Below are 21,682 nucleotides of genomic sequence, written 5' to 3' on the forward strand. Positions count from 1 at the left end.
ATGATTATTTTGAGTTTTTTGTATGATGCTGCTTTTCGCTATCTAATTTAAATGTCACCGTTATCAATGCCAGGAACAAGCAGAAATAAACGCTTGATGGGAATTGTACAATCGCTTCCTGCGGATAACTGCCAACAAGGAATGCAAAGACAATGAGGATCATCGCGAGGCAATAATTCTTAAGTTCGGGGTCTTTCATCTTATAATAATTGCTGATGCCCGTTTTTAGGGAAACGAAGAATAGTGTGCAGAATAAAAGCAAGCCTACCCATCCCAATTCTCCCGCAACACGTACGTAGCCACTGTCGGGGGCAAAGCCTCGTAAGATATTGTTAGGTACCATCCGCTTTCCCGTGTTGCTCAATACGCCCAAGCCCGCTCCGATTGGATGCGATTGTATAAAGGGTTGAATCCTTTTCTGAGTTATTTTCCTGACATTAAATGACGCATCGTCAGATGGCCTGAAAGCCGACTGAAAACGCCGGATACTGGGACTCGAAGTTGGTGTAAAGACCAGAGCTGCAAACAAGACTCCGGCAACGATACTGAATTTAAGAATCGTCGCATTAAAATTTAAAATAAGCAAAAGAACAAGTGCAGCAGGGACCAGTACATAGGCTCCTCTTGTTCCTGAAGTAAGCATGGCAACCATGAAGAGAATAGTGAGGATTCCTAATACTATTTTTTTGTGTTTTGATACCGGACCGAAAAGCATACTAATGCATAACAGACTGGTTGCAACCATATTATATGAAAAGGCGACGGGGTCGGAAAAAATAGAGGCTTTTCGCCAGTGTCCGTTAATAAATAGCAGGGACTTAACGCGCGGATCAGACAGCCCTCGTTCCTCAAAGGGGAAAAAACCGATATACTCTTGTTTTAATGCGTATAGGGCTGCAAACACCGAAAGGGCAATCCATAACTTTAAAATAAAACGGATGAATGATACGGTATTTATGCTGTTCGTGAATACAAAATACATAAGCATAACAGCAGCTACCGAGCGGATAGTATATATCCAGGGGAGTATTGACCTTGCTGTAGGATTAGCTATCTGAATAATATTGTAGCTTATCCAAATCAGAATAATATAAGCAATCGGGTTTTTAAAAACCGACCAGTTAGGTTTATTCTTCTGACTGATGAAAAAGCCGAGGATAAGTAAAGCTTCCAGGCCGTCCATTATTGTACCTAGCGGAAAATCCACGCCCATCGCCGCTATCCACATAATAAAATAGGCAGCTATCATTACGATTACCGTCCCCACTTTAGGGTATGCCACCAGGCCATAGATCGCTGGAACTCCAGTAATTACAACAGCTAGCAGTATTCCCGTTTCTGCTCCCTGGCGATAAATAATTAACGCGAAAAGCAGGCTAAAGATAATTAAAAACGTAATTCCTGCAGGGTTGGCTAATTTATCGGTAATGAATGTTTTGCGCAGGAAGGTATAAAGCCAGTTTGACGTATTTTTCCTTTCCGGAGGAGATATATTAATTTTAAAATTATCCATTATAAAAACAGGAGCTTTATAAAGAAATAATACGCTGCAAAGAAGCAAAATACAATAGCTGTAAATCTGCCGATCTTTTCGATCTTCTCATTCTCACTCTGACCAGTTGTCGGTTTTCTCTGCTTCGGATTTGTCCTCATGCTGAAAGTTCTATGGATTCATCGGTCTGTTAGTAGTATAGTGTACAGTTGCTACAGAACGTTTATTGGCATTCTTCGCTTTAAATAATGAAATGACCTGGAGAAAGACAAATTTTGGTATGCCCGCCAACGATTTATATATCTTTCTGTCGGTATGTGAAGATCTTAAGGAAATTATAAAACCGAGTATAAAGATTGCTATGGCGATAAGCCATATAACCGAGAGTATTGGGTTAAATACTATGTTAATCACCAAACAAACAAGCGATAAGAGAATAAAAATAAACAGCGGGGGGCGCAGCAGAATAACCCCAAAGAGCGCCTGGTTCAAACTGCGATTCTTCACACCTTCGAATGTCAGGTGGAAACCATACTTGAAATACCGGAACCAGGTATTGATCCAGCGGGATCTCTGATTAATTAACTGCTCGGTACGCGACGTTTTTTCATCATAAACCACGGCATCCGCGGCAAACGCTATCCTTTTATTTCGTGCGACAATCTCTTTTTGGAGCACTTTATCAAATCCGGCACCTGATATATCTGATTTTCCCAGGCATTCCTTATACAAGTCAGTTGTAAAAGCCATGCCTGAACCTGCAAGGGTCGCTGAAGATCCAAGTTGAAAGAGGATTTTACCGTCGTAAAAATGATAATAGATATCTCTTGCAGCATCGAGACATGAGTAGACGGTATCAAGGTTCTTCGCCTCTCTGGTTCCTTGAACAGCCTCAAACCCTCTTTCAAAATATTCATTCAGGCGGTTCAGAAATTCTGGTTCCACCAGATTGTCGCTGTCTACAATCGCCAGACGCTCATGGTGTCTTACAAAGTGATTGATGGCATAGAAGTGCGAACGAACATTGCTGGCAAGTGTTTCGGGCGGACGTAAAAGCACGATCCTTTCATCGCTGAAATGCAGGGTCGAAACATCACATTTATCAGCTACGATGTATATCACATACCTGCTGTAGTTTAAATTAAGAATCGACTGAACGACTGCAGGTAACGAATCTGTTTGTTCGTATGCCGTTACAATGATTGCGTAATCCGGGGACGACAGAGAGGAGGGGCGTCCGGCCTTACTTCTTTGTTTGATAAAAATAATCCATAACAAATACAGTAATAATGGAAGCACCAGATTGTAACCAATCAGTAGCTGCAAAATATACCATATAACATTTAGATAACTCATGCCGCTACTGTCTCTGCACCTATTTTTCCTTTAGCTTGCTCTGTTTGCACCTTGTTAAGCACCCAGCCCATAAGCTTTTCATCATGGTTCTTGAAATACTCTATATAAGGCTTTTTAGAATCCGTTATACTTTGTCCTGCTTCAAAGACAGCAACGATTGCATCCGTAAAACTCAACCATTCTTTTGCCTGGTTGCCTGCGCTAAGCGAAGGTGTTTCTATAATTATCAGGTCAAACTTATCCCGAAGCTGGCTGAATCGTTTCAAAATAGTGGTATCGTCAGCAATCTCCAGAACAGAACTATCTCCGCCTCTGTTAGCAAGCACTGTAACGGAGGATTCGGGTATGATTTCGTCGAATTCGGCACTTCCCTCAAAATAATCTTCAAGATAAATACCCGCCTTTGTCGACCTGCTGATATTTGGATTCTGAAAATTTCCATCAATAAGAAGCACCCTTTTGTTTGTCATTTTAAAAGCGTAAGAAAGGCTGAGTGCCAGTAATGTTTTTCCTTCAGATGGTGATATACTGGATACTGAAACGATGCGGCCTTTTAAATCCTTCTCTATTTCAAACCTTATCGACCTCAAGCTTTCTTTAAAATCCCGGGCATATTTATTTTTCTCAGGTTGCTCCCATATATTTTTAAGGTCAATATCCGGCCCTCTGAATGACATTAAACGGCCTAGTACAGGGATTTGAGTTCTATTGGCTAAGTCCCTCGCCGAAAGGATGGAATTGTCGATAAAAAACAGGACAAATAGAATTACAAGGTAAAAAACAAGTGTAAGAATACCACTCAGTATAACGAGCAGCATCTTCTTCGACGGCTGCGCCATGCCCGGCATAGCCGTTTGAACAAGATTGAGTTTGACGGAAAGCCCAGCTTCCATATTGCTCTGATTATATCTGTTTAATACGTTCAGATACTCCTGGCTGGCTACTTCAGCATCGCGCTCAAGAGCTTGTACCACCGCTTCATGAGGAACGAGCTGATCAAACTGCGAATTTAGATTTCGCAACTGCGTTTCAATCGTATTCATGCTATAGCGCGAAAGATCCAGCTGAATTTCGAGATTCATTTTTTGCTGTACCAGTTCCTGCTTCGCCGCTAAGGGATTAGTGATGTAAAGGTCATTGGTACGGCTTATCTGTGCCGACATAATGTTTTGCAATGAATCAATAGAGTTTTTGTACTGAGGATCAAAATCATTTTGAATATATAAATCATAAAGTCCCCGCAGTTCTTCTCTGGTAGAGAGAATATTTTGATTCAATTTAGTATAAACAGATTCGAGGTATCGTCTTTCGTTAGGCTCAAACTTTCTGTCGATTTCATTAAGAGCACCGGTATAGGAAGCTATTGATTTAAATATATCCTGTTTTCTGTTAGAATAATCAACAATCTGCGAATAGAGCTGGCTCGACTGCTCATCTAAATTGAGTACCCTGTTCCTTATTTTGTAATCTCTTAAAGAATCTACAGCGCTGTCAAGATCACGTTTTTTTTCTTTCAATAAATTGGCGAGAAATTTGGTTGCTCGTCTTTGATTGGTCTTGACCAAGACAGTGTAATATTTTATGAATTCAGAAGACAGGGTATTGACAACAAATGCAGATAGCTCTGGGTTCTCGGATTCAAATTCAACATTAATAAAATCACTGTCGCCAGCCCTGCTGACCTTTAATTTGCCTAATATTGCCTGACTGTCGTAGTTCATCGACTGCAGGAGCCTATACAGACCATTCTGATCTTTATCCCACAGGTTTAGCCCTTCAAAACGATCGTATTTATAACGGTAAACCTGCAGGGCGTGTTTTTTACTGCTTTCGGGAAGTTCCCTCATCCATTTACTATAGTTGCGAAATGGCTTTTCCGTGAAGTCATGAAGGATCAATTTATAGGAAACCTGGTCGATCATCTTCTTCAACCGCATCATCTCCATGAGATTGCTGAATTCCTGGTTAACTTGCTGGCCCCTGGGGGCAAGACCGTCAATGAGTTCCGATTGCTGAGTATCGTCCACTATCCCGGTAGAGATCCTTGCCTGAGATGTGTAAGAATCTGGAAGGTTACGAACCAAAAAATAAGTAATAATTACAGCTATTAATGGTATTATGATTAACGTAAGCCGGTGTTTTTTTAGTAACCGGAGAAATTTAGCTATTTCTTCCATTTATTTTATTTCTTCCAGTTTCTTTACAAGTAATTCTTCAAGAGATGTTTTCGCTGATATTAACGCGGTTTCCGCTGATATTTTTCCCTGGTAGGCCGAGCTTATTGACATCGATGCATTTGTGTATTCCTGAAAGGTAATTTCGTTTTTTTCATAGCGAATCCGAAGATCTTTAAAAACACTTTCAGCGTCCATCACCATTTTAGTCTGCAGTCTCAGGTTATTCAAACTCTGAAGATAAATTAAATAACGTCGTTTAACTTCAGATTCTAATTGTAATTCATATTCCTTTTGCTCAAGCAGCGAAATTTTTAATTCTTCTTTAGCGGCTTTTATAGCCCCGGGCTTTCTAAGAAAAGAACCAGGATTAATCGATATACCAAACTGGTAGCCTGTTAAAATTGCCGGGTCAATTATATCAACGGTGTTTCTGTTCGAACGGGCCACATAAGAAAAACCAATGGGATCAAGCCATGAAAGCTTCTGGCTGGCAACATTACTTTTCGCAATTTCTATCCGGTGATTAAAGGACTGCACTCTGGGATAATTAGCCTTCGCTACAGCCACCAGCTTCTCCATGTATAGATAAGAGAGATCGTTCATTATAGTTTCCTGAGCGCGTGCACTAGAAAAAACCATCGACATAAATAGCAATGGTATTACTAATCTTTTAATATTCATAAGACGTTTGTCCCGTTTGGATCCTTGCGATAAATAGTGAATGTATTAGTTGATTTCGTCAGCTTTATACTGTTTTTAGTGCTGATAAGTTTCAAATATACGTTCTGAACGTATATGTCCCCACGAATTTAGAAATTGATACGATTACCATACCAAAAATTAATTTTTAAAGCAGATTGGGAGGAACAATAACAGTCGGGCCACTCTTGTTAAATGTCATTGGCTAGAGGCAACTTTCATAAAATAATTAAAATAAAAGAGCGGGGAAATTGTTACACATAAAGAGAAGCATTTACACGTTTGTTTTTTATTTCTCTTTCCTTGTATTTTCATGCACGATGTTATATTTATGCTATCAGAAGAATACCTTAGAAAATCAGTTAATTTATTACTGCGCTCTGTAATATGGCTTCATTTTTGGAAAATAAGTGGGTAACCACAAAGTCGGGCCAGCCGTATACGTGGAAGGGGGGGTAGATACTTTCTCAATTATTGTCAAGATTATGATAAAACATCTACGGTTATCCGTGATACTTATATTTCATTTGATTTCGTCAAGTTATCTTTTTGCGCAGTTTCCCTATAAAGAGAGCTTTCGAAATTCCACAGCTCCCGGAATTACATTTGGCGGTGCGCCTCCGGCTTTCCTCACCGCTGCCCCTGGTACAGGCCCCAATGGAGGTAGTATCGACAAGGAAGGTGAAGGTTATCTCAGACTTACAAACTATGGTAAAAATCAAAAAGGGTACATCGTAAGTAATGCCGAGTTCCCTTCTTATAACGGACTCAGCGTTATTTTTGAGTACTATACGTACGGAGGTACAGGTGCCGATGGTATTAGCCTCTTTCTTTTTGACGCTTCGGTTGATACTTTTAATATTGGCGGGTTTGGTGGTTCTTTAGGATATGCCCAGATAACTACAACTACGCCCGTTTCGCCTGGCGTAAGCAAAGGCTATCTGGCGATAGGATTAGATGAGTTTGGAAATTTTTCAAATCCGACCGAGGGGAGACAGGGAGGAATTGGACGCGTATCAGGGTCTGTTACTCTTAGAGGAAAGGGGAATGGCGCTGCCCTTACTCCTGATAACTATAAATACCTCACCTCTGTGCGTACTTCAACTTTGAACCCCTCGCTGCCATTAACTTTCGGTGGTAATGCAAGACAGCCCGATTCCAGTTCTACCGGCTATCGCAGAGTGTACATGGATTTGGTTCCTAATCCTAATGGAGGCTACAATATCACCGTCAGAATTACACGCGGGGGCACATCACCCACTACTGTTACTGTTATTAATAATTTCTATTATCCAGAGCCAGCACCTGCAAATCTGCGTTATGGGATCGCTTCCTCGACAGGAGACCAAACCAATTTTCACGAGATCAGGAACGTATTTATTGACGTGTTTGACGTTAATAATATTAGTAAACCGAATGCTTTGAATGACGCTTTAACGCTCTGCAGCGGGAAGGTTGCCGTACTGGATGTTACAGCCAACGACGTTTCGCCAAATGCAGGAGGAACTATCAACAAAGCTTCAGTAGATTTGGATCCTACTGTTACGGGTATCCAGAGTACTTATACAGTACCAGGCAAGGGGACTTTCTCCTATAATTCGGACGGTACTGTATCATTTACCCCTGAATCCTCTTTTACCGGAAATGTTATTGGATATTATTCAGTAAAAGACTCTTACGGTAAAACTTCCGACCCCGCAGAGATTGTCGTTACATATTCTCCTCCGCCGGCACAACCCGACGCTGGAAGAGACACCTTAGTTAATACCCTGTTCCCTAATGCCAGCGTTATTCTGCGGGGCAGCGATCCTCAAAATAATATCGGTAAATGGACTCAGGTTTCGGGCCCTAACACAGCCGTTTTTTCTAATATTAGCATTCAGAATCCCCTGGTCAGCAATCTTACAGGAGGAACCTATGTTTTTCGCTGGTCGGTTTCGACAGCGGCCGGATGTGAGCTCTTTGACGATGTTCAGATCAATGTTAATCATACTCCGGTAGCAGCAAATGACAGTGTAACAACTTCTTTAAATACGATAACTACCATTCCTATACTTGCCAATGATACTGATCCTGATGGAAACAATACACTGGTTAAAAGCAGTGTCAGGATAATTTTTACTCCCTTACATGGAACAGTATCAATCGATCCGGTCACCGGTGTTGCTAACTACAGGCCTAATGAGGATTACAGCGGATATGACTCATTTTCGTATGCTGTGAAAGATAATTTTGGAGCAGAATCCAACCAGGCAACTGTCTCTATTGCAGTAAACGTAAAGCCTGAAGGCACGGGAGATAATACATATACATCTTCAGAAACTCCGGTTAAGATCAACGTACTTACTAATGACAAGGGTAAAACCGGATCTATAGTACTTAAACACACTGATCCGGTAAACGGAATAGTGGTTGTTAATCCCGACAGCACGATCACTTATACCCCAACAGCCGGCTTTAGCGGAAAGGATTCTTTTACCTACAAATTAAAAAACAAGGAAGGACTTGAATCCGATCCAATAACAGTAACTGTCAATGTACGCCCCGTGGGAAGCAGCGATAGCCGTACTACCCCCGTTAATACATCTGTCAGTATTGCCGTTAAAGATAACGACATAAGCAAAACCGGAACGACGGTTATGCCCGCTTCTACACCATTACACGGAAGTATAAGTGTAAACGCTAATGGAATAATCACCTATACTCCCGCCAATAATTATTCGGGCACCGATATTTTCACTTACCGGCTTAGGGCAGCAGACGGACTTGAATCGGATGCCATCACCGTTAATATAATGGTTAAAGGAGTGCCTGAAAAGGCTCCTGACATCGAAGCCGATGTTTCTGATGGTAAACCTACGGTTATCACTATTCCAGTTGTTCCGGGCAGTACTGTTGTAATCACCAGTCCGCCAAAACATGGTACAGTTACTATAGATCCGGTAACAGGGGAGGTCATTTATACTCCTGAACCAGGATATACCGGTCCCGATGATTTTTCGTACGTTATCCGCGATCCGGATGGGAATGAGTCAGCGCCTGGAAGAGTGATCATAGAAGTAAGTCGTCCAGCGAAGATAGGATTGGCCAAAGCGCTTACATCGATGACGAAAAACGCTGAAGGAAGTTTCAATCTCCGATTCACTTTTACCGTGGTCAACTATGGTGATCACCGGATCAATCAGTTAAGTCTGACAGATGATCTGGCGGGCGTTTTCCCATCGGCAACTATTACAGTCAACAGCATCAGATCTGATGGTACTCTTGTTGTGAATGACGCTTACAACGGTTCTACCAACAAAGAATTGTTACTTCCATCAAGTTATATTGCCGCAAGATGGAAAGAAGTGATTGAACTGGAAGTTACGGTTGTTTTGAGTAACGAGGGCGGATCTTACTACAACTTCGCTTATATTGAAGGGGTAGCGGAAAACACAGGAAACAAAACAGAGGATCAGTCAACGAATGGACTGTCGCCCGACCCGGTCAATTCCGGCGATCCGGCTCCTTCTGAGTTAACGCCAGTAAAGCTTGTTAAGCAGCCTTTATTTGTACCGGGAGGCTTTTCCCCTAATGGCGACGGTATTAACGATTACTTTGTTGTGGAAAATGCCATGGGTAAACAGGTTTCTCTGGAGGTATTTAACCGTTGGGGCAACCGCGTATACCGGTCACAGAACTATCAGAACGACTGGAATGGCAGATGTACAGAGGGCATCCACATTGGTGAGGACCTCCCTGTAGGTACGTACTATTTTATTTTAGTGATTGATAACAAGGACAAGCAGGTCGGTTACATAACCATCAACAGATAAGATGAAAACATTGAAGGAATTTTTACTGCTTATTTGCCTGCTGGTTGTTTCGGCTTCAGTAAGCGCTCAGCAAAATGCCATGTATTCGCAGTACATGTTCAATACTCTCGCTATAAATCCTGCCTACGCCGGAAGCCGGAACGTGGTATCTGCAACAGGACTGTACAGAAGCCAGTGGAACGGAATTGATGGTGCACCTGAAACGACTACGTTTACGGTAGATGGAGCCCTAAACAGTAAACGCATAGGTCTGGGTTTTCAGATCTACAACGACAAACTCGGAATTACGAAAACAACAGGAGCCGCAGTCAGCTATGCTTACAGGATCCGGATGAACGAGGCCTCTTTGTCATTTGGCCTGCAGGGAAGTGTTTCACAATATGTTGCCGATTTCACCAGTGTATCCCTGGGCAGTCAGAGTTCCTATGATCCTGCATTTGCCAACAACGTTAACAAGGTTCTTTTCAATTTCGGAACTGGCGTTTACTATAATTCAGACAGGTTTTACCTCGGCTTATCAGCGCAGGACCTTTTAAATAACAAGCTGGCTGAAAACAATGCAACTACAGACAGTACTATGGGCAACCGCAAGTCGCTACATCTGTTTCTCGCTTCAGGGTATGTGTTCACACTAACGGACGATTTTAAACTGAAACCTTCATTTCTGGTGAAGGGAGTAAAAGGCGCACCTTTGGAAGCTGATTTTAATGCAACGTTATGGATAAAGGATGTGTTCGCAATAGGCGCCCAGTACAGGAGCAGCGCCGACCTGGCGGGTATACTTGAGGTACAGGCAACTCCGCAGATTCGTATTGGATACAGCTACGACCACAGCATTACCCGTTTGAGGAACTTTAATACAGGAAGCCACGAAATTATGCTCAGGTATGAATTCGGTTCGCGCAGGGGCAAGATTTTATCACCGAGATATTTCTGAAACACAGTTTATGAAGCTTAAAATATTTTTAACGGTCCTTTTTATTACTTCGCTGATTTGCCGGCTGGCTGCTCAATCTTCAGACAAGGAAACGCCAGCGATGAAGAAGGCTATTTCAGAATATAACTCTCTCCGGTACTTATCAGCAATTCACCATTTGAATGCAGTCCTTGAAAAAGACACTTCCAATGTGAAAGCCATGGAAATGATCGCTTTCAGTTACAGACAGGTTAAAAACTATGACGAAGCGCTCTTCTGGTATGAGAAGCTAAGCCATCAAAAATCTTTAAAAGCAGACTGGGTGCTTTACTTCGCAGAGGCGCTTGCGAGCAAGCAGCAATACGAGAAATCAGAACAATGGTATCGTAAATATCTCAGTATGATGCCGGCGGACAAACGTGCATCAGAATTTTCCCGCGCTGATTTAAATAGCTTCACGCAGAATAATGGATTTTGGAAGGTTGCCTACACCAACCTGAATACTGCTGCTTCGGAATATTCTCCTTTATATTACAAGGATGGACTTCTATTCAGCAGCAACCGCCTGCGAAAGAGTGCCTCCGGACGGGTTTTTCCCTGGGATAACACACCTTATAGCAATTTATATCAGGTCGCCAAACTCAAAGATGTTAAAGATGTAGATACTGATAGTATGATGAGGGTAGCCTTCAAGGGTAGTGGAAAGGCATATAGGTTTAATAACGACGACACCGAACCCACCAGCAACGACAGCAAAACACTGGGGCAATACAATCCTGCTCTTTTTATGGACACGCTTGGTCTGGCATTGAATTCTTCAGGTCTCGCTAAACCCCTGATGGGGAGGGTGAACACAAAATATCACGAAGGTCCGGCTTCGGCATTTCCCGATGGCTCTCTGATATTTACGCGGAATAACTTTTACAAAGGACGACAAGGCAAAAGCAAAACAGGGATCAACAAGCTGAAACTCTATATTGCCAGCGGCAGCGGCTTAACAACGATAACAGAATTTCCTTATAATAGCGACGAGTATTCTGTCGGACACCCTGCTCTTAGTACAGACGGAAACATCCTCGTTTTCGCTTCCGATATGCCGCAGGGTTATGGTGGAACTGACCTGTATTACTGCGTTCGCTCGGGAGCAGGGCAATGGACACGACCAGTAAATCTCGGGAAGCAGATCAATACGGAAGGGAACGAACAGTTTCCATATCTTGCAAAAGACGGAACCCTTTTCTTTGCCTCGACCGGGCACGCCGGTCTGGGCGGACTTGACGTATTCGAGGTCGCTTTGAAAGATATGAAGCCTGTTCACCAGCCTCGTAATATGGGTGTTCCTGTGAACTCCTCTGCTGACGACTTCGGACTGGTAAGAAGTGAAGACGGAAAGAGTGGTTATTTCAGTTCTAACAGGAGGGGTGGAGACGATATATACCATTTCAGCCAGGCAAGTTCAAGGGTCAGAATTGAAGGCACTATAAAAGACGCAAGAACCAAGCTTCCTTTAGGAGGAAGCCGGCTGCTGATGCGCCATCTGGACGGTACTGATACCGTAAGAACAGACACCAAAGGACAGTTCAGCAAGGATCTGGCGAAAGAAAGAGACTATGAAATTACAGGTCAGAAGTTAGGATACGTAAGCCAGATGGGCTTTACTACAACAGTGGGCATCACGAAAGACTCAGTTATCAGGATGGATATTTTGCTGAATAAAACGGAGAGTCCTCAGCAGTATGTGATTAGTAACTGTGATTCTCTGAAACGCGTTTTCTCTGTTCAGAATATTTATTACGACCTGGACCGGTCTGAAATACGTTACGATGCCCGACCTGCGCTGGATGAGCTCGTAGCACTAATGAAAAAATATCCTGAAATTACTGTCATCACATCCAGCCATTGCGACAGCAGGGCCTCAGAGGAATATAACAGAAATCTATCATTACGCAGGGGAGAGGCAGCCAGGAGCTATCTTATTAGCAGGGGAATAAGTGCATTCCGTGTAAAAGTAGAATATTACGGAAAGACACGACTTGTGAACCGTTGCTACCCAGGAGTGGTCTGCTCCGAGCAGGATCAGCAACTAAACCGGCGCACTGAATTTGATGTAATTTTGAATGGCGTAAATCTGACGCAGCTAAACTGCGAAGATTAGGGTTTTTCATGCAGTTGAGCCTCGTCAGAAGATGATGATTGTCGCTCAGCAATTTCCAGCTTCAGTAATTCTCTTAGCTTACGGCTGAATGTTTCTTCTTTCATACCGAGGAACGAAGCTAGTATATACTGTGGAACTGAATTCAATATTCCGTGATATACTTCCAGAAGCCATTCCACCTTCTTTTGTGCATTTGCATCTTTCAGGAATATTAAAGACGAATACATATCTTCTAAAATCTCTACACGCTTTTTATGAATAAGTGTTTCAAGATACCTTTGCTCCGCTATCAGCCGATGGTAATTTTCGATACTGAGCTCTTGTAAAACAGCACCCTGAGCAGCTACCAAATTTTCATGAGATACGCTTATCGCATCGCTGGTTGAGTTATAAAAACTCCTTTTATCTGTAATCCAATGTCCCCGGCCTACGAGGAATGGAACAAAAAGCTTTTTGTCGTGATAGTGATATAAATAGGCGTAGCCTGATTCAATGTAATAGATCGCACGGTTTGGTGAACCTTCTCTCAATAAGATGGTTTGACTTTCAAAGGTCCTTGAGATGCAATATTTTAAGATAGTCTGATGAATCTCGCTGGATGAAAGTACTATATTATTAGCATCCAAAGCGGGAAAAGGATAAGAACAGCAATCGTTCGAACTACTCATAAGGTCATCTGTTTAGGTATTCATCTTCGCCACAGTGAGATAAGATGAGCTATTGTTTTGTTAAAGTTTAAGTAAACAAAAAAAAACAAAAAAGATTATGAAACCTAACACAAACTCCTTTAAATTTCAAAAACCTGACCTTTTTCGGGTATTATAACATGATATCCTACTCCTTCAAGCTCTGTCTTCATGGCCTCCATGCTAGCAGGTTCGCCGTGCACAAGGAAAAGCTTTTTCAGTAGCTCTTTATCCTGCTTCTGAACGAGGTTTACTAAATCATTGTGATCCGCGTGCCCGCTGAATAAGTCGGTTTGCCTAATAGTGGCATATACAGACAACTCCCGGTCACGAAGATGTATTACCGGATCTCCTCTTAACAAGCGATGCCCTAATGTTCCTTTCGCACTATAGCCGATAAATAAAATAGTACAATAGTAGTTCTGAATATTATAAAAAAGATGATCCTGAATACGTCCTCCTTCAAGCATTCCCGCCGAAGAGACAATGATGCACGGCTCCAGGTAATTCGAAATATGGCGGCTTTCCTTCATGTCCTGTACATAGAACAGGTTCTCAAACTCAAACTCGTCGCCACGACGCTGATAGAACTCGTGTGCTTCGTTGTTCAGCATAGGGTGATACTTACGGAAAATCTCCGTTGCATAATTTGCAAGAGGACTGTCGACAAATATTTTAACTCGCGGAAGCAGACCTTCAGAAAAAATCTTGTTCAGGGAGTAAACTAAAGCTTGGGTGCGTCCGATGCTAAAAGCGGGTATAATCAACCGGCCTGGGTTTTTAATACAGGTTTCATCTATATTCCGAATCAATACCTGTTCTACAGTTTCGGCTTTACTATGGTACCTGCCTCCATATGTAGATTCGCACACCATATAATCTACAGGAGGAAGGTCGGCGGGATCAACCATTACAGGATAATTCTTACGTCCCACATCGCCGGTAAACGCTATCTTTTTTTCAAAACCATGCTCGCGTACCGTAAGTATCACCGAAGCTGCACCAAGCAGGTGTCCGGATGGTATCAGTTCGACGGTAATATCCCCGTTCAGCCTGAAAGGCTTGTTAAAGTCTATTGTGACGAAGCGATCCGAGGTATCCATAACATGCTTTTGAAGATACAAGGGCGCGAAGCCGCCATTCCTGTGCTTCCTTTTTGATCGACGACGTTGCTTGTTCATGTGAATATTCACAGAATCGAGCAGAAGCAACTCGGTAAGATCAGCTGTAGGGGAGGTGCAAAGTATCTGCCCCTCAAAGCCAAGGCGAAGTAAGGTCGGAAGATTGCCGGAATGATCTATATGAGCATGGGTGAGAATTACAACATCAATATCTTCGGGGTCAAAAGGAAAGAACGCGTTTTCCTCAAGCCTTGTTTCCCTCTCATAATCAAGTCCGCAGTCAATGAGTATTCTGTAATTATTTACTTCAACAAGATGCATGCTGCCGGTTACCTGGCGTGCAGCGCCCCAAATGGTTAACTTCATGAGATGAATAAATCAAACGATCCGCAGAATCAGAGATAAGCTACCGGATGTCGTAAAGATACAAAACAAGTAAAGATCTAAGCCTGATGATTTACTGTAAAATTGTCGATAGGATCAAACTTCGAACTGCAGCTGACTTAAGTAGCGGTAAAGACCTTCTTCGTTTTTCATCAGCTCATCGTGGGTACCCGACTCTATTATATTACCTTTCTCCAATACAATAATCCGATCAGCTTCCCGTATGGTAGACAGACGGTGAGCAATAATGATAGAGGTGCGGTTTTTCATCAAAACCTCGAGCGCTTCCTGAACAAGCCTTTCTGACTCAGAATCCAGTGAAGATGTTGCTTCATCCAAAATAAGTATCGCGGGATCTTTAAGCAGAGCTCTTGCTATAGCAATACGCTGACGTTGCCCTCCGGAAAGTTTTACGCCTCTTTCGCCTACCATTGTATTGTAGCCTTCAGGAAGCGCCTTTATGAAGCGGTCGGCATTGGCTTTTTCAGCCGCAGCTTTAATTTCGTCATCGGTAGCATCCAGCTTTCCGTAGGCAATATTTTCCCTGATCGACCCTCCGAAGAGCAATACATCCTGAGGAACAATGGCCACCTGATTACGGATATCAGTAAGGGCATAATGATCGGCAGGCTCGCCATCGAAAAGCACCTGGCCACCTTGCGGGTCATAAAAACGCAGTATCAGCGATGCAATGGTAGATTTGCCGGCCCCACTGGTGCCTACTATCGCCACCTTTTCGCCTGCTGTTGCTTTAAAGGATAAACCCTGCAATACGGTTATTTCTTTACGGGAGGGGTATGCAAATTCAACCTTGTTAAACTCGAGGTCACCCTTAATGAAACGCCGTGTGGCATTTTCTGAAGCGATTATATTAACAGGCTCATTCTGTTCGTTAAGTATCTCAATCACCCTTTCGCTTGACCCCAGGGCCTTTTGAACGTTAGCGTAAAGTTCGGGAAAAGTACCCATCGCTGCTCCCACAAACATCGAATAAAGGATGTACATCGTTAAATCACCGATGGTTAAATCACCCCTTAGCACTAATATGGACCCATACCAAATAACGCCAACAATAGCACCAAACAAACAAAATATAATGAATGACGCAAAACCTCCTCTTAGGGTAGCTCCCTTTAAGGCTATTTTGACAACTTCGCGAAGCGTTTTATCATAGCGGCCTGCTTCATACGCCTCATTAGTAAAAGCTTTCACATTGCTAATGCCCTGAAGTGTTTCTTCTACTACTGTATTTGATTCAGCCAGCTTATCCTGGGCCTGTTTTGAGATTTTCCTGATCTTACGACCAAGGAATACAGCAGCAATGATCAGGATTGGCAATATGGAAATATTGAATAGAGTAAGCTTCGGAGATACGAACACCAGCAGACCAATTCCACCGGTTAGTAATATCACCTGTCTGATCATTTCAGCCAGGGTGGTAGTGAGAGTATCCTGAATTTGTGAAAGATCGGAAGAAAGCCGGCTATTTAACTCACCAACCCTCCGGTTGGCAAAGAAGTTCATCGGTAACGTAATTAGCCTGAAGTAGGTATCCCGCCTGATGTCTGCTATTGACTTTTCTGCTACTTCAACAAACAACCGGATCCTGAAGAAGGAAACAAACGACTGAAAAAAGAGGATCACAAAAGCCATGATCCCTATAGCATTGATAGTGGAAGGTATCATCCAGTTTTTGGGTTCACCTTTTGCAGCGTCAATCATAGCGCCGAGAAGTGCAGGTAAAACCAATCCGGTTAAACTCGACAGAAAAAGAAAGATCAAACCCAGGATAAACTTCCAACGGTAGGGTTTAAGATAAGAAAGGAGCCCGGAAGCGGTCCGAAGCGACTGTTTGTTGATTTTAACTTTGTTAAGTTCTTGTTCAGGTGCAGTGCCGCTATTGAATCTGTTTCTCGCCATTTAATCCTTTTATATTGCCCGAAAAAAGCCAACAAAAATACCGTTTTTATTCGCCCCGAGAGTGGGCAATACATCAACTGCACGTCATTTTTTCCTGCTCCCGCTTAGCCATTTTTTATTGTTCGTTTATTCAATAATGACATTCGTCACAACAAAACCAATCATAACAGGTTATATTTGCAGCACGATGACAGCCGGAGGCTTTTATCAACACGACTAATCATTAAACGAAGGTGAGACCATATTTGATGTTTATAGATACTGAGGCCTCAGGACTACCAAAAAAATGGAACGTTCCCTACTCTCAGGATGATAACTGGCCCCATATTGTTCAACTGTCATGGCTGGTTTGCACCAGGGATGGAAAAGAAGTGAAACGGCAGGATTATTATATCAATAATAACGATTTTAAGTCCGCAGCTTCAGCTATACAGATTCATGGAATTACAGAGGAATTCAGACAACGGAGAGGTAAAGACCGCTCTGAAGTAATGTCGCTGCTTGCCGCCGATCTGCTTGAATACTCACCCCTTATTGTTGGCCATTTTACTGAACTTGATCTCCATATGATAGGTGCCGACTTTTACAGATCGGGAATGGGAAACCCGGCGCTTACACTACCGTCGTTTTGCACGATGATGGCCACCTCTCATTTTGTACGCAATCCTCAGATGAAATACGTCCGCCTTGGAGAGTTATACTCAACGCTATTCCATAGAAAGCTCGAGAATCAGCATAACGCCCTCGCAGATGCAAAAGCTACGGCCGACTGCTTTTTTGAGCTCTTAAAAAACGGCGACATTAACGATGCAAAAATCGAGAATCAACAGGCCGAGATGGATAAAGTAAAAGCAGAAATAAAATCTACCGGATACGGAATACCCGTTTTGATCGTATTTTTGCTCACTGTTTTAATTGCATTTCTTCTATGAGCCGCACTGAGTTTCTCAAGACTGTCGTTCCTTTTAACCTGCTTCCCAATGACGTAATCGAAAGCGTCGCTAATTTGCTGCATGAAGTAAATTATTCAAAAGACACTTTGATCTATCAGCAGGAAATAACCAAAATGAAAGGGGTAGATATCATTGTAAGCGGAGAGTATGAGTCGTTTTTTTATGATAGTGCTCAAAATAAACGCTTATTAGAGAAACATCATTCCGGTTTCTGTTATGGAGGTGTCTCCGTTCTTTTGAATAGAAAGAGATCGTTGCGAACGGTTATTGCTAAGAAAGGGACCACGGTCTATTTCCTGCACCGGCGGGATTTCAGAGGCTTATGCCACGCCTATGATGATTTTTTTCATCATTTTACAAGTGACTTCGGCCGCCGGATGCTCAATGAGGAGTTTGCTCATTTCGCAAAGAAGCCAACATCTTTCGAAGAAAGTTTTATTGCTTCGGAACAGCTGTATTCGCGCAAGATAGAAAGCATTGAATCAAGAGAAATCATCTATTGTAAAACGTATACACCGATTTACGAAGCAGCGCAGATAATGAGCGCGGGTAAAATAAGCTGTCTCATAGTAAAGAATGAACAGGATAAGGTAGTCGGATTTGTTACCGATATAACACTAAGAGATAAGGTGCTTGCCACCCGTGGCGATTCTTCAGATCCCGTGGAACGGATAATGGACAATCCCGTGGTCACAATAAATGTTCATTCGTATGTTTATGAAGCGCTCCTTATGATGTTCAGCTCTAAAACGCGATATATACTCACCGAAGACCATGGAGTATTAAAGGGCATCATCAGCCGCAACAAACTTTTAAGTGAGCAGGCACAATCCCCGCTGGTATATATACAGTCGGTTAAGCTATCCTTGTCTGTTGACGAACTGAAAAGTAAGTGGGAGCAGGTACCTCAAATGATCACCCAGCTGATCGGCCGCGGGGTAAATGCTGAAATAGTGAATCAGATCATTACCACTGTGGCTGATACGATAGCACAGAAGGTGATTGAGGGAGTCATTGCCGACATGGGAACACCGCCTGCAAAGTTTGTTTTCATGGTGTTAGGAAGTGAAGGCCGCAAAGAACAAACCTTAAAGACTGATCAGGATAACGCTATTATCTACGAGGATAAGGCAAACGAGCATAGGGAGGAAGTGCGGGAGTACTTTCTGAAATTTGCCGATACAGTTTCCGAAAAGCTAAATTACATCGGTTTTAGTTTCTGCACCGGGGGCTTTATGGCCAAGAATCCAAACTGGACTCATTCTCTTTCTCATTGGAAACGCAACTATGAAAGCTGGATGCTTGAATCTCTGCCCGAAACAGTTATCAAGTTCTCAACCTTTTTCGATTGCCGGTATATCTATGGTGAAATGCAGATCATGGAAGAACTATGGGCTTTCCTTGACGAAAAGCTGCAGCAGCCTATGGAAAAGCTCTTTTTTCATATGGCGAACAATGCCCTGCAATACCAGCCGCCCCTCACTTCTTTCTTCAAAAATATCCGGACGATTACGGTAGGCAGTCAGGAAGTTTTCGATATAAAGAAAGCGATGACGCCCATTGTTGATCTGGTTCGCGTATACGCCCTGAAGAACAGGATTTTTAAGGCGAATACAGGAGAACGACTGAAGGCACTGAAGGAAAAGGGAGTTTTTTCGGAAACAGCATATCATGAACTTAATCAGTCGTATTACTATCTTATGGCTATGCGCCTGCGGAAACAGGCTAGTCAGATTATTCATGATAAAGTAGAACCTGATAATTATATTGATCCTACCAGCCTCACAAAAATTGAACAGGTTACATTAAAGGAGATTTTCAAAACAATAGAGGACTTCCAGTCGCGAATTAAAATGGAGTATACTAACAGTCTTTTCGGATGATTACCGGACGACAATAGGGTTTATGATTAACATCATTTTCGCTACTGATAATAGTCATACAAAGATGCAAATAAGTACCATACCTTTATTTCATTAAACGCCTTTGAGCTTAAAAAAGGAGGTTATTAATGAGGATGAACAAATAGAAGAATCTTACCTAAATTAATGATTAAGGAAAAGAATCCCGGTCGCTCAACGATCGGGATTCTTGTTGTGCGCCCGGCATGGGCGATAACTCTAGGGTGCAAGTCCCGAACACGCCATTACAGTTGGAAGTGTTAGCCGAAGGCAAGGGTGTCCACCGTGAGGTGGAATCTGAAGGAAGCCTCAGGCAAATTCTCGGTCTGACGGACAGAAACTACATATAAGGCCTACGATGCTGGATGAGGTTGCAACACAAACTAAAGTCCTATACTGTACAGAAGCATCAAGGTAAATGTAGCAGACACATGAGAGGAAAGTTATCGTTCTTACCCGGGGAGATCTCACAGACTTGTGGAAGTTTTTTTTTCAGAAGCAAGGAGTAAAGCTAGCTGTGAGAAGTCAGCCGATTTCGTAGTACTTGCTTACGGCAAAGCAAGGAAGGAATGAACCTTAAGTTAGTGATCAATAAATGAGAATTACCTAATGAAGGATAGAATGCAGAAAATTGATAACGTTTATCAACCTGATCACAAAAGAATAGGGCGGAACCCGAATGCTATGTGGGAGGGCAGACTTTTATTAGGATGATTGAAAAGAACCTCACAGACACAAACACACGAGTAGATGAACTGTTAGAACAACTTCTTGACCGTCAGAACCTAAATGCTGCCTATGTACAAGTGGTCGGTAATCGTGGTGCTGGAGGTATCGATAAGATGGGCGTCGAATCCCTTGGGGATTATCTTAGAGAGCATAAGGAGAAACTTTTAACATCCATCAAGCAAGGGAGTTACTATCCTTCTGCAGTAAGACGTGTTGAAATTCCTAAAGACAATGGGTCAAAGCGAATGCTGGGCATCCCAACAGTAGTTGATCGGCTCATCCAGCAGGGCATTAGTCAAATCCTGACACCAATCTACGAACCTGAATTCAGTGACCACAGCTATGGTTTTCGTCCGGGTCGCAACGCGCATCAAGCGCTTATCAAATGCAAGGAATACATTCAACAGGGGTATAATTATTCCGTAGACATGGACTTAGAGAAGTTCTTCGATACGGTGAATCACAGTAAACTGATTGAATTATTATCACGCACGATCAAAGACGGAAGACTGATCTCACTTATCCATCGATACTTGAGAGCAGGTGTAGAAATAAACGGAAGGACTATAGTAACTACAGAAGGTGTACCTCAAGGAGGCCCACTAAGCCCACTTTTGAGCAATATTATGCTTGATGAACTGGACAAAGAACTGGAATCTCGAGGACACAAATTTGTACGTTACGCTGATGACCTTATGATACTTTGTCGTAGTAAACGGAGTGCCTCACGGGTTATGGAATCGATCACAAAATTTGTTGAAGGTAAGCTGATGCTTAAAGTCAATAAAGAGAAAAGCGTCGTTCGTCATGTATCCACGATTAAATTTCTAGGCTATAGTTTCTACAATTACAGAGGGGAGTCGCGCTTACGTATTCACCCTAAAAGTCTAGGGAAGATGAAAGCTAGGATTAAAGGACTAACGGGCCGCAGTCGAGGTTGGAGCGATGAACAGCGAATTCTCTACTTGAGGGAATACCTCACAGGCTGGATGCACTACTTTAAACTAGCGGACATGGGGACGAAACTGGGGCAACTGGATATGTGGTACCGTCGTAGGCTACGTATGGTCAAATGGAAACAATGGAAACATAGCAAGTCTAAAATTAGGAACTTAGTACAACTAGGCGTAAGTAAGTACAAGGCGTACGAATGGGCACATACAAGGAAAAGTTACTGGCACACAGCAAAAAGCTGGATACTGACAACAACCCTTTCCAACTACTATCTTAAACAACTGGGATACCCATCTTTACTGGCAGAATACAAGCGAGTTTGTGTTACAACTTAGGGAAGCGCCGTATACCGAACGGTACGTGCGGTGCTGTGGAAGGTCGGAACGGGAATTAATCCCGTTCCTCCTATCCGATTTATCACTAT

The 21,682-nt window shown here is 42.7% G+C and carries 13 protein-coding genes; 6 read left to right on the plus strand and 7 right to left on the minus strand.

All coding sequences use genetic code 11. From position 1 onward, the window contains the following. Nucleotides 1-4: 4 nt before the first annotated feature. The 4 genes from BDE36_RS13820 to BDE36_RS13835 all read right to left on the minus strand — a co-directional run bounded on the left by BDE36_RS13820 (nucleotide 5) and on the right by BDE36_RS13835 (nucleotide 5,706). The gene (locus BDE36_RS13820) at nucleotides 5-1,513 is read right to left on the minus strand and encodes an O-antigen ligase family protein (RefSeq protein WP_141815339.1); all 1,509 of its coding nucleotides are present in this window, start codon (nucleotides 1,511-1,513) and stop codon (nucleotides 5-7) included. A 150-nt stretch (nucleotides 1,514-1,663) separates the two neighbouring features. Further along, nucleotides 1,664-2,848, minus strand: coding sequence for a glycosyltransferase (locus tag BDE36_RS13825; RefSeq protein ID WP_141815340.1), 1,185 nt, complete (start codon nucleotides 2,846-2,848; stop codon nucleotides 1,664-1,666). Beyond that, on the minus strand, nucleotides 2,845-5,025 hold the full coding sequence (locus BDE36_RS13830) for an exopolysaccharide transport family protein (protein WP_141815341.1): 2,181 nt from the start codon (nucleotides 5,023-5,025) through the stop codon (nucleotides 2,845-2,847). The genes BDE36_RS13825 and BDE36_RS13830 overlap by 4 nt, the downstream gene beginning before the upstream one ends. Further along, nucleotides 5,026-5,706 (minus strand): TolC family protein, encoded by a 681-nt coding sequence (locus BDE36_RS13835; protein WP_141815342.1) that lies wholly within the window; start codon nucleotides 5,704-5,706, stop codon nucleotides 5,026-5,028. 503 nt (nucleotides 5,707-6,209) lie between these two features. Here BDE36_RS13835 and BDE36_RS13840 point away from each other — a divergent pair. From BDE36_RS13840 to BDE36_RS13850, 3 genes are read left to right on the plus strand one after another with little or no spacing between them, the layout of a single operon-like run. After that, nucleotides 6,210-9,539 carry an Ig-like domain-containing protein gene (locus BDE36_RS13840; RefSeq protein ID WP_141815343.1) on the plus strand — a complete coding sequence of 1,110 codons (3,330 nt, stop codon included), beginning with the start codon at nucleotides 6,210-6,212 and terminating at the stop codon, nucleotides 9,537-9,539. A gap of 1 nt (nucleotide 9,540) precedes the next feature. Next, nucleotides 9,541-10,476, plus strand: a complete 936-nt coding sequence (locus BDE36_RS13845) for a PorP/SprF family type IX secretion system membrane protein (protein ID WP_141815344.1) — start codon at nucleotides 9,541-9,543, stop codon at nucleotides 10,474-10,476. Nucleotides 10,477-10,486: 10 nt separating this feature from the next. Beyond that, nucleotides 10,487-12,610 carry an OmpA family protein gene (locus BDE36_RS13850; protein ID WP_141815345.1) on the plus strand — a complete coding sequence of 708 codons (2,124 nt, stop codon included), beginning with the start codon at nucleotides 10,487-10,489 and terminating at the stop codon, nucleotides 12,608-12,610. On the opposite strand, the gene BDE36_RS13855 is transcribed toward BDE36_RS13850, so the two are convergent. The 3 genes from BDE36_RS13855 to BDE36_RS13865 all read right to left on the minus strand — a co-directional run bounded on the left by BDE36_RS13855 (nucleotide 12,607) and on the right by BDE36_RS13865 (nucleotide 16,721). Then, nucleotides 12,607-13,278: a Crp/Fnr family transcriptional regulator gene (locus BDE36_RS13855; protein WP_141815346.1), complete on the minus strand. Its 672-nt coding sequence runs from the start codon at nucleotides 13,276-13,278 to the stop codon at nucleotides 12,607-12,609. The two genes, BDE36_RS13850 and BDE36_RS13855, sit on opposite strands and share 4 nt — an antisense overlap. A 119-nt stretch (nucleotides 13,279-13,397) precedes the next feature. Further along, a complete protein-coding gene (locus BDE36_RS13860) occupies nucleotides 13,398-14,783 on the minus strand; it encodes an MBL fold metallo-hydrolase (RefSeq protein WP_141815347.1) in 1,386 nt (461 codons plus the stop codon). 114 nt (nucleotides 14,784-14,897) lie between these two features. Further along, a complete protein-coding gene (locus BDE36_RS13865; RefSeq protein WP_128767415.1) occupies nucleotides 14,898-16,721 on the minus strand; it encodes an ABC transporter ATP-binding protein in 1,824 nt (607 codons plus the stop codon). A 248-nt stretch (nucleotides 16,722-16,969) separates the two neighbouring features. On the opposite strand from BDE36_RS13865, the gene BDE36_RS13870 reads away from it, so the two are divergent. The 3 genes from BDE36_RS13870 to ltrA all read left to right on the plus strand — a co-directional run bounded on the left by BDE36_RS13870 (nucleotide 16,970) and on the right by ltrA (nucleotide 21,593). Then, complete coding sequence (locus BDE36_RS13870; RefSeq protein WP_235904332.1) at nucleotides 16,970-17,653, plus strand: 3'-5' exonuclease; 684 nt, start codon at nucleotides 16,970-16,972, stop codon at nucleotides 17,651-17,653. After that, entirely contained in the window at nucleotides 17,650-19,557 is a 1,908-nt protein-coding gene (locus BDE36_RS13875; RefSeq protein WP_141815349.1) for a DUF294 nucleotidyltransferase-like domain-containing protein, read from the plus strand. The genes BDE36_RS13870 and BDE36_RS13875 overlap by 4 nt, the downstream gene beginning before the upstream one ends. Nucleotides 19,558-20,285: 728 nt before the next feature. Next, complete coding sequence (gene ltrA, locus BDE36_RS13880) at nucleotides 20,286-21,593, plus strand: group II intron reverse transcriptase/maturase (protein ID WP_202618236.1); 1,308 nt, start codon at nucleotides 20,286-20,288, stop codon at nucleotides 21,591-21,593. Nucleotides 21,594-21,682: the final 89 nt, after the last annotated feature.

The organism is Arcticibacter tournemirensis, from assembly GCF_006716645.1.
Lineage (GTDB): Bacteria > Bacteroidota > Bacteroidia > Sphingobacteriales > Sphingobacteriaceae > Arcticibacter > Arcticibacter tournemirensis.

What these genes read in the sequence shown, in the direction of transcription:
- BDE36_RS13820 (WP_141815339.1), bottom strand. Translation starts at nt 1,513, where the DNA reads ATGGATAATTTTAAAATTAATATATCTCCTCCGGAAAGGAAAAATACG.
- BDE36_RS13855 (WP_141815346.1), bottom strand. Translation starts at nt 13,278, where the DNA reads ATGAGTAGTTCGAACGATTGCTGTTCTTATCCTTTTCCCGCTTTGGAT.
- BDE36_RS13835 (WP_141815342.1), bottom strand. Translation starts at nt 5,706, where the DNA reads ATGAATATTAAAAGATTAGTAATACCATTGCTATTTATGTCGATGGTT.
- BDE36_RS13845 (WP_141815344.1), top strand. Translation starts at nt 9,541, where the DNA reads ATGAAAACATTGAAGGAATTTTTACTGCTTATTTGCCTGCTGGTTGTT.
- BDE36_RS13840 (WP_141815343.1), top strand. Translation starts at nt 6,210, where the DNA reads ATGATAAAACATCTACGGTTATCCGTGATACTTATATTTCATTTGATT.
- BDE36_RS13860 (WP_141815347.1), bottom strand. Translation starts at nt 14,783, where the DNA reads ATGAAGTTAACCATTTGGGGCGCTGCACGCCAGGTAACCGGCAGCATG.
- BDE36_RS13875 (WP_141815349.1), top strand. Translation starts at nt 17,650, where the DNA reads ATGAGCCGCACTGAGTTTCTCAAGACTGTCGTTCCTTTTAACCTGCTT.
- BDE36_RS13825 (WP_141815340.1), bottom strand. Translation starts at nt 2,848, where the DNA reads ATGAGTTATCTAAATGTTATATGGTATATTTTGCAGCTACTGATTGGT.
- ltrA (WP_202618236.1), top strand. Translation starts at nt 20,286, where the DNA reads ATGATTGAAAAGAACCTCACAGACACAAACACACGAGTAGATGAACTG.
- BDE36_RS13870 (WP_235904332.1), top strand. Translation starts at nt 16,970, where the DNA reads ATGTTTATAGATACTGAGGCCTCAGGACTACCAAAAAAATGGAACGTT.
- BDE36_RS13830 (WP_141815341.1), bottom strand. Translation starts at nt 5,025, where the DNA reads ATGGAAGAAATAGCTAAATTTCTCCGGTTACTAAAAAAACACCGGCTT.
- BDE36_RS13865 (WP_128767415.1), bottom strand. Translation starts at nt 16,721, where the DNA reads ATGGCGAGAAACAGATTCAATAGCGGCACTGCACCTGAACAAGAACTT.
- BDE36_RS13850 (WP_141815345.1), top strand. Translation starts at nt 10,487, where the DNA reads ATGAAGCTTAAAATATTTTTAACGGTCCTTTTTATTACTTCGCTGATT.